Annotated in this window: 7 protein-coding genes; 3 read left to right on the top strand and 4 right to left on the bottom strand. The window is 71.0% G+C overall.

Annotated elements, in window-relative coordinates:
• Positions 1–22 precede the first annotated feature (22 nt).
• Positions 23–1,105, bottom strand: a complete 1,083-nt coding sequence (locus tag OG948_RS06105) for a saccharopine dehydrogenase family protein (RefSeq protein ID WP_406294428.1) — start codon at positions 1,103–1,105, stop codon at positions 23–25.
• A gap of 673 nt (positions 1,106–1,778) precedes the next feature.
• On the opposite strand from OG948_RS06105, the gene OG948_RS06100 reads away from it, so the two are divergent.
• Positions 1,779–3,179, top strand: a complete 1,401-nt coding sequence (locus OG948_RS06100; protein ID WP_406294427.1) for a M1 family metallopeptidase — start codon at positions 1,779–1,781, stop codon at positions 3,177–3,179.
• A 117-nt stretch (positions 3,180–3,296) separates the two neighbouring features.
• On the opposite strand, the gene OG948_RS06095 is transcribed toward OG948_RS06100, so the two are convergent.
• Positions 3,297–3,953 carry a TetR/AcrR family transcriptional regulator gene (locus OG948_RS06095; protein ID WP_406294425.1) on the bottom strand — a complete coding sequence of 219 codons (657 nt, stop codon included), beginning with the start codon at positions 3,951–3,953 and terminating at the stop codon, positions 3,297–3,299.
• Between the two features lie 48 nt (positions 3,954–4,001).
• Here OG948_RS06095 and OG948_RS06090 point away from each other — a divergent pair, with 48 nt between their 5' ends.
• Positions 4,002–5,567 carry an FAD-dependent monooxygenase gene (locus tag OG948_RS06090; protein WP_406294423.1) on the top strand — a complete coding sequence of 522 codons (1,566 nt, stop codon included), beginning with the start codon at positions 4,002–4,004 and terminating at the stop codon, positions 5,565–5,567.
• A 176-nt stretch (positions 5,568–5,743) separates the two neighbouring features.
• Here OG948_RS06090 and car read toward each other — a convergent pair whose 3' ends face one another.
• Positions 5,744–9,307, bottom strand: coding sequence for a carboxylic acid reductase (gene car, locus OG948_RS06085; protein WP_406294421.1), 3,564 nt, complete (start codon positions 9,305–9,307; stop codon positions 5,744–5,746).
• Between the two features lie 68 nt (positions 9,308–9,375).
• Entirely contained in the window at positions 9,376–10,779 is a 1,404-nt protein-coding gene (locus OG948_RS06080) for an MFS transporter (RefSeq protein WP_406294419.1), read from the bottom strand.
• Positions 10,780–11,073: 294 nt separating this feature from the next.
• Here OG948_RS06080 and OG948_RS06075 point away from each other — a divergent pair, with 294 nt between their 5' ends.
• Entirely contained in the window at positions 11,074–12,666 is a 1,593-nt protein-coding gene (locus tag OG948_RS06075) for a 2-isopropylmalate synthase (protein ID WP_406294418.1), read from the top strand.
• Positions 12,667–12,700 lie beyond the last annotated feature (34 nt).

The following is a 12,700-nucleotide window of genomic DNA, read 5'->3' as shown; positions in this document are numbered from 1 at the left end:
CGGTCGTCTCGCCGCGACCCGGTCAGCTCACGCCGGTCTCGGCGAAGACCTCGAAGCGGGTCAGGTGCTCCGGGGTGAGCGCGCGCAGGAAGTCGGCGGCGGGGAACGCCTGGCCGGCGGCGAGCGCGCCGGTGCCGGTGTGCCGCCCGGCGAGGACACGCTCGGTGGCCTCCACCACGATCGGCGCGGTCACCGCGTAGATGTCGTTTCCGGCGACCACGGCGCGCCGCTCGCGGTCGCCGCGGCGCACGACCGCCTCGACGAGGTAGGTCTGGGCCGAGCGGCCCCGGTCGTCGGTGGCGGAGGGCTCCGGCGTGGCCGGGTGGCGGATGTCCTCCAGCGGTGCGAGGTTCATCACGGCGCGCACCTCCGGGGTGCGCAGGTGCCGAGGGATGGTGACCTGGTCGGCCGTGGCGAACTCGTTGGTCCGCTGCTTGCCGAACGGCGCCGGGAACTCCCAGTCGGAGACCTCGGTGGAGTACGAGAACGGGCTCAACCGGCCCCCGGTGTAGACGAGGTGGTGTCCCGCGTTGCTCTCGCCGGTGAGCCGGGTGCCCTGGGTCGGCAGCCAACTGTCCAGGGCGAAGGCGATGGTGATCTCGTCCGCCTCCGACCAGTCGCCCATCGCGGCGGTGGCCAGGAGATCGCCGAGACCGCCGTAGAAGGCCACGGACGGCGCGAGGACCAGGCCCGCCGCGCGGAACCGCTCGGAGCGGGTGTCGAAGAGGGAGGCCGAAGCCGCCTGTTCGGCCGCGACGTCCAGGTAGTGCGCACCCGCGCGGGCCGCCGCGTCGGCCACCGGCAGCGAGGTGCTCGAGAACGGACCGGCGCAGTTGATCACGGCCCCGACGCCGGCGAACGCGCGGTCCAGCGCCTGGGGATCGTCGGCGGCGGCGACCCACACCGGCGCGCCCGGGTAACGGTCGCCGATCTCCCGGAGCTTTCCGGCGTTGCGACCGACGAGCACCACGGCCCGGCCTCGGGCGATCAACTCCGCGACCACGAAGCGCGCGGTGTGCCCGTAGGCACCGTAGACGGCGACCGGGCGGGCCGAGCCGGCCTCCGAGGTCTCGGCGGCCGGCGGGTTCGAGGCGTTGTCGGTCATCGCTTCTCTTTCTGGTTCCGCTGGATCCGTCCGGAGGTTCCCGAGCGGAAGTTCCCTGGTGGGAAGGAGCGCTCGATCATCATGTCCGAGCGGTTCGGGCGCTACCAGCGGCTGGAACGACATGGGTCGTACAGTTTCGGACATGGACCAGGGACCGTGCCGACCTCGGCCGGCGGGGCCGCGCGTCGGCCCGAGCCGAAGTCCGGTGCGGCCGGGATGCGTTCGGGCGCGGGTCCCCGGGGGCGGGTTCGTTCGGGCTCGGAGCGGAGCCCGAGCCTCGGCCCGAGCGCGATGATCTTCATCCGGATGATTGCCCGCAGCAGGTTCTTCGCCCGGGAGTTCGACCGTAGAGTGATTGCCGGCGCGGAGCGCTTCGCCGCGTGCCTCGACCCGCCCGCCTTGTTCCCGCTCCGCTCCTTCGTCCCTCTCCGGTACGTCCGTCGGCACTCACGTCCGTGATCACGTCCCTCCGTACGTTCTTCTTGTCATCCTTCGTCCGACTCGTCCTCTGTTCGACCCTTCGCCGGGTCGGATTCGTGTGTCGCGTCGCGCCATGGCCGGGTCGACGGTCGACGCGCGAAGACCGGCGCGCGGACCCGGCGACGCGTTGATCGTGCGCCCGCCAGATCCGCCGCCGGCTCGGAATTCAGCCACGACACAGGAGGCCCACGCCTTGGCATCGAAGTTCGCTCGTCCCGCCCTCGCGCTCGTCGCGACCCCCGTACTCGCCGCGCTCCTGGTCGGCGCCGCCACCTCGGGAGGTGCCGCGACGCCCGGTGCCCCGGGCGCGGGCGACCCGTACTTCCCGCTGTCCGGCAACGGCGGGGTCGACGTCGCCCACTACGATCTCGATCTCGACTACACCCCCACGACCAGACGCCTGGAGGCCACCGCCGAGCTCGCCGTCACGGCGACCCAGCGGCTGAGTTCCTTCAACCTCGACCTGTCCGGCCTGAACGTGGACAGCGTCCGGGTCGACGGCAGGCGGGCCGGCTTCAGTCGCAACGGCACCGAACTCACCATCACCCCGGCCCGTCCGCTGGACAAGGGCCGCAGGTTCACCGTGGTCATCGGCTACTCGGGTGTCCCGGCGCACGTGTACGACCCGGACGGCTCGCCCGACGGTTGGATCATCCAGCCGGACGACTCGGTCTTCGTGGCCAGTGAACCGCAGGGCGCGATGACCTGGTTCCCGAGCAACAGCCACCCGACCGACAAGTCCACCTACGACGTCGAGGTGACCGTTCCCGACGGCTGGACCGCCGTGTCCAACGGGCGTCTTCGCGACCAGCGGCACCGGGCCGGCAAGACCACCTTCTCCTGGCGCGAGGCCAAGCCGATGGCCGCCTACCTGGCCACCGCGAGCATCGGCAGGTTCCAGGTCGAGCAGTACGTGACCGCGAACGGCCTGCCCGTCTACAACGCCGTCGCGCCGAGCCAGGCCGCGGCGACCAAGCCGGTCCTGGACCAACTCCCCGCCGTGATCGAGTGGGAGACCAAGCTGTTCGGCCGCTACCCGTTCGAGGCGGCGGGCGCCATCGTCGAGGACGCGCCCGACGTCGGCTACGCGTTGGAGACCCAGACCAGGCCGATCTACGACCGGGCGCCCAGCATCGGCACGCTCGTGCACGAGACGGCACACCAGTGGTTCGGCAACTCGGTGTCGCTCACCAAGTGGCAGGACATCTGGCTGAACGAGGGCTTCGCCACCTACGCCGAGTGGCTCTGGGACGCCGAGCACGGCGGCCTCAGCACCGCCCAGCAGTTCGCCGCCGACTACGCGCTGCCGGCCACCGACTCGTTGTGGTCCTTCCCGGCCGCCGACCCGGGCGACGGCGGGCACCTCTTCGCCAAGCCGCCGTACGAGCGCGGCGCCATGGTCCTGGAGAAGCTCCGCCAGACCGTCGGCGACAAGGCGTTCTTCACCATCCTGAAGACCTGGGTTACGGACCGCCGTTACGGCCACGGCGACACCCGCCAGTTCATCGCCCTGAGTAAGCGGATCTCCGGCAAGAACCTCGATTCGCTCTTCACCACCTGGCTCTTCACCGCCGGCAAGCCCGCAACGCCGTAACCGGGGCGAGCCCCGGGCCGCAGACCCCGACCGCGCCGACCTCACCTTTGCGGGTGAGGTCGGCGCAGTCTTGTCGGCGGCCCGCGGTGTCGCCGGTGCCGGGCGGCCCGGGCGGGTTCACGCCTCCAGGGCGCGTGCCAAGGCGTCGAAGGCGTCGTTCAGGCGTCTCCGGTGGTCCTCGACCACGTCGTCGGCCGACTCGCCTGCCATCAGCCGGGCGGCGGTGCCGGTGTAGACGCAGCGGTAAGCCGCGACGACCAGGGCCGCGAACAGCCGGGTGCGCGGATCGTCCGGCCGCGTTCCGCGGTCGTGCGCGAGCGCCGCCGCGAGCGCGTCCTCGGCCTCCGCCAATCCCTCGCGCGTGCGGGCCCGCAACGCGGGGGAGTCCAGGACCACCTGCCAGAAGTGCGGAAACCGGTCCCCGACCGCCGACAACGGGTGGCGCCGATCGGCCAGGTCGAGCAACACCCGGCGCAGCGCGGCGAGCGGCGACTCGTCCTCGGCCCGATCGTGTACGGCCGACGTCACCACTTCGACGCCCTCGGGGATGCGATCCAGGAAGAGGTCCTCCTTGCGCGGGAAGTGGTTGAACACGGTCATCGTCGACACACCCGCGGCCTCGGCCACCTCTGCGACGGTCACGCGGTCGAACCCGCGCGCGGCGAACAGCGACGTCGCGACGTCGGAGATCCGCTGTCGGGTCGCCAACTTCTTCCGCAACCGCAGACCACCCGGGCGCTCGGCCGCCTCGTCACCCTCATCCTTACGCTGCACAGGAGAACACTATAGTGACTCGAAACTTTTAGTGACTATAGTGAAATCATGAACACGGACAGCGAAGCGAGTGCGCGCACGGATTACGACGTCGTGGTGGCCGGCGGCGGCCCCGTCGGGCTGCTGTTGGCCTGCGAGTTGCGGTTGGCCGGGGTCTCGGTGGTGGTCCTGGAGCGACTGACCGAGGTGGACACCACGATCAAGGCCGGCGCGATCAACGCGCCCAGTGCCACGGCACTGGATCGGCGCGGGCTGTTGCCCGCGTTGGCGGACGTACAGGCGAAGGCGTTCGAAGGCATCGCCATGTTCATCCGGCAACGATTCCCCGACGGGGACGCGCCGCCGATGAAGTCGGCTCCGAGGTTCGCCGGGCACTTCGCGGGGATCCCGCTCAGCGGCGCCCGGCTGGACGACGACGATCCGGCGTTCGCCGGCCTGGGCCCCGCCGGTGACATCGGCCTCATCCCGCAGGAGCCGTTGGAGCGCCTGCTCGGCGAGCGCGCCGCCCGGTCGGGCGTCGAAGTCCGCCGGGGCGGCGAACTGACCGACTTCACCGCCGACGAGCACGGGGTCACGGTCCGCGCGGGCGACACCCGGATCCGGGCCGGTTGGCTGGTGGGATGCGACGGCGGGCGCAGCACCGTGCGCAAGCTCGCCGGATTCGACTTCCCCGGAACACCCCCCGAGATCACCGGCCACCAGGCGATGGTGGAGATGACCGGCGCCGAGGGACTCGCCCTCGGCTGGAACACGACCGACACCGGCATCTACGCACACGGACCGATGCCGGGGCGGATCCTGACCGTGGAGTTCGACGGCCCACCGGCCGACCGCCGAACACCCGTCACCGCCGCGGAGTTGCAGGCCGCCCTGCGCGCCGTGTCCGGCGTGGAGGTGACCGTCACCAAGGTGCACACCGCGACCCGCTTCACCGACAACGCCCGCCAGGCGAGCACGTATCGCAAGGGCCGCGTGCTGCTGGCCGGCGACGCGGCGCACGTGCACTCGCCGTTCGGCGGCCAGGGCCTGAACCTGGGCCTGGGGGACGCGATGAACCTGGGCTGGAAGCTGGCCGCCGAGATCACCGGCCCCGCGCCCGAGGGCCTGCTCGACACCTACACCGCCGAACGACACCCGATCGGCGCCTGGGTGCTGGACTGGAGCCGGGCCCAGGTGGCGATGATGCGCCCGGACCGACACGCCCGCGCGCTGCGCGCCGTGGTCAAGGGCCTGATGGAAACCACCACCGGCACCACGTACTTCGTCAAACACATCTCCGGCGTGCTGCATCGCTACGACCTGCCCGGCGACCACCCCCTGGTCGGCCGCAGCGCCCCCGACCTCGAACTGGCCGACGGCACGCGCCTGGCAGAGCACCTGCACGACGGCCGAGCCCTGCTCCTGGACCTCCGCGACACCCCCGAACTCCGCAAGCCCGCCGCCGCCTACCCCGACCGGATCACCATCCTCACCGCCCAGGCCACCACCCCCACGGCGGCGCTGCTGATCCGCCCCGACGGCATCACCGCCTGGGCCACCGACACCCCGACCGCCGACCCCACTTCCCTCACCGAGGCCCTGCGCCACTGGTTCGGCGTCCCGACAACTCCCTGACATCCGCGGCCGCATCTGGCCCCCGGAGTCGGGCCGTGTGCGGATCAGCGCTGGAACAGGACGAGTTCGGGCGGATCGATAAGGAACCCATCGCGGCCCCGCGGCCCTGGTGAGGCCCCACCCACTCTTTGACATCCGCGGCCCGCATGTGGCTCCCGGAATCGGCCCGTCTCGGATCAGCCCTGGAGCAGGCCGAGTTCGGTGAGATCGGTGACGTACTTGGTGATGAACTCCGGGGTGATCGAGGGGATTCGGCCTTCGGCGACGGGCAGACCGGCCACCGCTTCGGTGAAGCGGGTGGTGGGGATCGTGGTGGGGGGTCGCGGGGTGGCCGGGTGGGCGTAGGCGGGAAGGAGGGGGAGCAGGGACGCCCGGCGTTGGTGGTCGGGGAGGCCGCGGATGGCCGCCTCGAAGCGCATGCGCCACTGGTCGTAGTCGGCGAATCGGGTGATCGGACGGCCCGCGTGGACGAGCCAGTCGACGATCTCGTCGAGTGAGACGCCGTCGTCGTTCGCGTTGACGGTGTTGTAGGTGGCGTATCCGTCCCGGTGCCGCGCGGCGAGTGTGGTGATCGCCTCGGCGGTGAAGTCGACCGGCAGCCCGCTGTAGTGGGCCCGCCGGCGTTCGCCGCTCTCGTCGAGTCGGTAGAAGGAGTGCGGCGCCATGCCGGTGGCGACGACGCTGAGGATCAGTCGGGTGAACCGGTCGGGGACGTTCAGCAGGCCGGGCAGGCGACTGTGCGCCAGGATCATGTCGGGACGGAACACCACGACCGGCAGACCCGTACGCTCGTGCGCGTCGCGCAGCAGGACCTCGGCGGCCCACTTGCCCGTCGCGTATCCGTTCGCGTCGGAGTCGTGCAACCGCCGCGACGGGGAGGCCGTACGGACGTCCACCCGCTCGTCCAGGATCGACCCGTCCGCCTCCATCGCGGCGGCGATCGTCGAGACGAAGGCGAAGCGCTTCATCGGACCGGTGAGCGCGAGCTCGATCAGCTCCGCCGTCGCGACGACGTTCGGCGTGAACAACCGGCTGTACGGCAGCACATGGTTGACCAGTGCGGCGGCGTGCACGATCTGATCCGTCTCGGCGGCCACCCGCTCCCACGCGGCCCGGTCCAGGCCCAGCCTCGGCGCGGACACGTCCGCGGCCAGCACGTCCAGGTGCCCGGCGGCGACCGTGTCGAACCACTCGAGACGGTCCGCCGCCGCGGCGCGCAGACTCTCCCGCACCCGTCGCCGTGCCGCGGCGTCGTCGCCCGCACGGGCAAGGCAGGTCAGCCGCCCACCCGTTGCCACCACACGCCGCAGCCACTCGATCGCCAGGAAGCCGCCGAGGTACCCGGTCGGCCCGGTGAGCAGCACGTTCCGGACCGGACCCGCAGGGTCCGGGACGGCCGGAGCGGCCGGTATCCGGGCCGGGACACGCGCGTCCACGAACCGGTCGAGGGTCAACTCGCTCGCCCGCACCTCCACCGCGCCGCGGCCGTGTACCGACGCGAACGTGGGGCGTGTCGAGCCGCCCCCACGCACCGCCTCGATGTACTCCGCGACGCCGATCAGCGTCGCGGTGGGCGCGAGGATCACCTGGACGGGGACCTCCAGCTCGAAGATCTGCTCGAGCGCGGTGGAGAACGTGTGCGCGGACAACGAATCACCGCCCAACTCGGTGAAGTTCGCGTCGGGCCGGACCAGCGACGAGGGATACCCGAGGGTGATCTGCACCGCGGCCAGCACGGCCGGCAACGGCTCGACGCCGCCGCCCGCGTCCCGCAGTGCCGCGAACCGCCCCGCGCGCCCGGCCGCGATGTCCGCGTACAACCGCTCCAGCCGCGCCCCGTAACGCTCCTTGAGGGCGGGTCGCACCACCTTCCCGGCTCCCGACAACAGTCCGTTCCCGACCGAGAACGGGTGCGCTTCCACGATCATGTCGTGCGGCACCTCGTACGCCTGGAGTCCGCCCGCACGCGCGAGTTCGCGCATCGAGTCGAGGATCGCGGCCCGCAGCCGGTCGTCGTCGCTCGTGTCGGTGCGCTCCCGGTCGGGGACGACCACCGCGAGCAGGAACGCCTGTTCGGCGCTGCCGTAGACGTAGATCTGCGCGATGCGCGGACTCGTGGCGTACAGCGCCTCCAGCGCGGAGATGGCGACGAACTCCCCCTGGGAGAGCTTGACGACGTTGTTGATCCGGTCGACGTAGACCAGTCGGTCGGGCGCGATCTCGGCGAACACGTCACCCGTGCGGTAGTAGCCGTCCTCGTCGAAGGTCCGTGCGTCGACGTCGGGTTGCCGGTAGTAGCCGGGAACCAGCCCCACCGACTTCAGCCGCAGCTCGCCGCGCGGGTGCGGCCGGTCGGTCGCGAAGTAGCCGAGCTCGGGTACATCGACCAACCTGTAGTCGGTCACCGGTGGTCGGCGCACGCGCTGATCGACGACGACCGCCCGGGTCGTCTCCGTGGACCCGTAGCAGTCGACGACCTTCGTGCCCAGGACCGAGGCCATGAACGTGTGCATCGAGGCCGACAACGGCGCGCTGCCGCACAGTGCGCTGACGATCCGGCCGCCGAGCATGTCGTCCCGGACTCGTTCGCGCGCGATGGTCTCGGCCGCCGACCGCTCGATGCCGGCGCCCGCGGCGGTTCGGCACAGCCGGTCGGCCTCGAGGAGGTACCGCTGGTGGACCATGTCGCAGATCCGGGGCACCAGGCTCAGCACCGTGGGGCGCGACAGGCGGATGTCCTCGAACAGGGTCGACATGTCCGCGCGGGCCGCGAAGTACCCGATCCCGCCGGAGGAGAGGCCGGAGATCAGCCACGCGCGGCCGTTGACGTGGCTCATCGGCATGTAGTGCAGGACGATCGTCGGCAGCGGAGTGTCGCCGTTCGCCCCCGCGTTGCTCATGCCGCCGCGCCCGGTCTGCCACATCCGGGTGAGCATCGACGCGGTGTAGATCGCGCCCTTGGGGGTGCCGGTGCTGCCGGACGTGTAGATCAGGCCGACCAGCCGATCCGGATCGTCGTCGTCGTAGGGTTCCACCGCCGGCAGCCGCGCACCGGCACGCAGCTCGTCCCGGAGCGAGACCACCGCGGCGCGCCCGTTCAGCTTGTCGGCCGCGGCGACGAGCGCGTCCCGGTGGTCGTCCACGCGCGCGTCGTGATCGAAGACGACCAGGCGCTCGATGGAGTCGCAGCCCAGGACGGTGTCGACCGCGGCCTCGATCGAAGAGACGTCCGCCGCGAGGATCCGCGGCCGCGTCTCGGCGACGACCGGCGCCAGTCGTTCGGCGGGCGATCCGGTCGGCAGCGGGACCGGCACCGCGCCCAGGTACATGCAGGCCAGGTCGATCGTCGCGTAGTCGACGCCGGTGAAGCCCAGTACACCCACGAAGTCGCCGACGCCCAGGCCGCCGGCGTGCTCGCCGGCCCAGGCGGCGGCGAGCACCCCCACCCGCTGCCACACCTCGGCATAGGTCGACATCCGGAACTCGGGCAGGAGTTGGAGGCCACTGCGACCGGTGACGGGATCTCGGACGATGCGCTCGGCCCGTCGTCCGAGCCCCGGCCGGTCCGCGTAGCCGCTCATGGCGGCCGCGATCGTGGCGATCAGGCCGCCGTCCGCACGGCGGATCGTCTCGACGACCTCCGCTGACGGCGCCGCCCGCGCGAACTCCGGGTCGCTCGCGCGCAGTTGTGCGACCCGGGCGGCGAGGCCGCGACCGCGATCCGGTTGCTGATCGGACATGAGTACTCCGGGATGTGATGAGTTCCGATGAACCGATGTGCGCCCCCGCGGGCCGCGCGGCGATGTCGCTACGTCGTGCCGTGCGCCGGCAGTCTCCGGCCCCCCAGCCCGGCGGCCACCCCCATCAACAGGTAGGCCACGACCGCACCGATCGCCGGCGCGGCGATGTCGTCGCCGGACTGGAGGCCGCCGAGCAGCGCGACGCCGATCATGGTTCCGGACTGCCGGGCCGCCGACAGCAGTCCGCTCGCGATCGCCATCCGGTGCGCCGGCGCGGTCGTCATGACCAGGGTGATCTGCGGAACCGTCGCGAGACCGAAGCCGAGGCCGATGAAGGTGAGCCCGACACCGACGCCGATCGGCGCGTCCCCGCCGATCAGGGCCAGCAGCACGCCGCCGACCAGGGTCAGCACGATCGCGACGACCAGGACCCGCAGGGGACCGAGTCGCGCGTTGACCCGCCCCGCGACCAGCGGCATGAAGGTGATCGGCAACGCGGAGGGCAGGAAGCACAGTCCGGTGGCGACCGGACCGTACCCGTGCACCTGTTGGAGGAACACGCTGATGGAGAAGACCAGTCCGTAGTAGCCGGTGAACAACAACAACCCCACCGTGACGAAACCGCGGAACCCCGGGGCCCGGAACAGGTCGCCCGGGATCATCGGAAACGCGTACGTGCGCTGTCTGATCACGAACGCGACGAGCGCGACCATCGCCGTCACCGCGGCGGCGACCGGCAGCGGCGCGGTCCAACCCAGCTCGCGGCCCTCGGTGAGCGCCACCGCGACGCCCCCGAGCAGCACGATGGCCAGGAACTGGCCCGGGAGATCCTGGGGTTCGCGCGCGGCGGCCCGCGCCCGCGGATCGTCGCGCGGCATGTGCGCGGCCGACAACCACAACGTGACCAGCACGATCGGCACGTTGACGAGGAAGATGCTGCGCCAACCGATCGCGGTGACCAGGGCGCCGCCCAGGATGGGGCCGAACGCGACCGGACTCCCGGCGACCATCGCCCACACCGCGACGGCCTTGGCCCGGTCGTTCGGATCCCGGTAGGTCTCGGTGAGCATCACCAGCGTGGCCGGCACCAGCAACACCGCGCCCAACCCCTGCGCGGCCCGCATCGCCACGAGCGTGCCCCCGTCGGGCGCGAATCCGCACAACACCGACGTCGCCCCGAACACCGCGATGCCCAAGCGGAACATCGACACCGCGCCGAACCGGCCGACCGCCGCCGCGCCGGCCAGCACCAGGCTCGCCAACACGATCACGTACGCGTCCACGACGAGCTGCATCGTGGCCAGGCTCGCGTCGAGACTGGAGCGGATCGCCGGGATCGCCACGTTGACGATGCTGATGTCGATCACGATCATCCCGTAGCCCAGGCTGACCACCGTCAGCACCCGGCCGGTCCGCACGGTCGGGTCGGCCACCTTCGGCGCGTGGTTGTCCGAACTGGTCGAGTTGGCCATGGGCCGCCATTTCGCAGGAGCCGATGAATTCGGTGCCGATCGGTATGCCGAAATCCTAGCCGGGACGAAACCGGTGCCGTCAACCGCGGAGTTCACGCCATCGGCCAATATGCGGGCAATTGGCCCGATTCCAGGGTTCGCTCTAGAGGATCCTCTGATTTCCCGGTGCGTGGGCGCTCGGTACCTTCGCAGCGCTGAAAACTGTGAGAGGGAGTCGTCGTGGACGTGAGTGCGCCGGGCTCGCCATTTTCTTTGCCGGGGCCGAGGCGGGGATTTCCGCAACGCCCCTCATCGATGCCGTTCCACCGCTACACGCGGGACGAGCCACCGGGACCGGCGGCCGATTTCCCGCGCGAGTGGCCCACCCGGATACTGGAGCGGGCCCCGATGTGGGCCTCGGTCGATCTCCGGGACGGAAATCAGGCGCTGGCCGAACCCATGGACCTGCGCCGCAAGAAGCGAATGTTCGAACTGCTCGTCGCGATGGGTTTCAAGGATATCGAGATCGGATATCCGGCGGCCAGTGTCGATGATTTCGACTTCGTACGGGAAACGGTGATCAAGGAAGGGATTCCCGACGACGTGACGGTGTCGGTTTTCACACCGGCGCGTCCCGAACTCATCGAGCGGACCTTCGACGCAATTCGCGGAGCCGAACGCGCGGTGGTGCATTTGTGCCACGCGACCGCGTGCCTGTGGCGCGACGTGGTGTTCGGCATGTCGCGGCAGGACGTGCTGCGGATGGCCGTCGACGGCGCCCGGCACATGGTGCGCCTGGCGGAGCAGGAGAGCGGCTCGGACATCCGGTTCGAGTACTCGCCGGAGACCTTCAACGTGACCGAGCCGGATTTCGCGCTGGAGATCGCCAACCGGGTCGCGGAGGTCGTCGACGCCACGCCCGAGCGGCCGCTCGTGCTGAACCTGCCGACCACCGTGGAGACACACGGACCCAACTTCTTCGCCGACCAGGTGGAGTGGATGCACCGAAACCTCGATCGACGCGATGCGATCATCCTGTCGGTGCATCCGCACAACGATCGCGGCACAGCCGTCGCATCGGCCGAACTGGCCCTGCTGGCAGGCGCCGACCGGGTCGAGGGCACGCTTTTCGGCAACGGCGAACGCACCGGGAACGTCTGCCTGGTGACACTCGCCCTCAACCTGTTCAGCCGCGGTGTCGATCCCGAGTTGGAGATCCCCGACATCGACGCGGTCCGCGAGATCGTCGAGGACTGCAACCGGCTGCCCGTGCACCCCCGACACCCCTACGCCGGCGACCTGGTCTACACCGCGTTCTCCGGCACCCACCAGGACGCCATCGCCAAAGGGCTGGCCGCCCAGGCCGAACGCGCCCGCAGGCACACCGGGGACGCGCCGTGGCAGGTCCCGTACCTGCCGATCGACCCCCGGGACGTCGGCCGCGACTACCGGGCGATCATCCGGGTGAACAGCCAGTCGGGCAAGGGTGGCATCGCCTACGTCCTCAAGAGCGGATGGGGCCTGGACCTGCCGATCGCCCTGCGGCGCGACTTCGCGACCGTCGTCCAGGACGTCACCGACGCCACCGGACGCGAACTCGACCCGCCGGAGATCCACCGGCTCCTGCGGGAGACCTACTGCGTCGACGACGCGCCCACCACGCACGCCTACGCCGACGAGCACGAGGTGCGCGCCGACGTCGCCGCGGCGTACGGCGTCGAGTTCACCCAGGTGCTCGTCACCGACACCGCGGGTGCGAGCCGCGAGGCCAAGGCCTGCTTCACGGCCCTGGACGCGGACGGACGCACGTTCTGGGGCCTGGGCCTGGCCGCGACCGCCGCCGACGCGGCGCTGAGATCGACCCGGTCGGCACTGCGCCGGGCCGGCATCGAAGAAGGAGAACGGTGAAGACGAACTCTTTCATCGCCGTCGGTCCCGGGAC

It is taken from the genome of Embleya sp. NBC_00888 (assembly GCF_045207655.1).
GTDB lineage: Bacteria > Actinomycetota > Actinomycetes > Streptomycetales > Streptomycetaceae > Embleya.
Note: the sequence above shows the minus strand (reverse complement) of the source record. Positions and strands in the feature narration are given on the sequence as shown.

Excerpts from the sequence above, each read along its gene's own strand:
- OG948_RS06080 (WP_406294419.1), bottom strand. The coding sequence starts at position 10,779 with ATGGCCAACTCGACCAGTTCGGACAACCACGCGCCGAAGGTGGCCGAC.
- OG948_RS06105 (WP_406294428.1), bottom strand. The coding sequence starts at position 1,105 with ATGACCGACAACGCCTCGAACCCGCCGGCCGCCGAGACCTCGGAGGCC.
- OG948_RS06075 (WP_406294418.1), top strand. The coding sequence starts at position 11,074 with ATGCCGTTCCACCGCTACACGCGGGACGAGCCACCGGGACCGGCGGCC.
- car (WP_406294421.1), bottom strand. The coding sequence starts at position 9,307 with ATGTCCGATCAGCAACCGGATCGCGGTCGCGGCCTCGCCGCCCGGGTC.
- OG948_RS06090 (WP_406294423.1), top strand. The coding sequence starts at position 4,002 with ATGAACACGGACAGCGAAGCGAGTGCGCGCACGGATTACGACGTCGTG.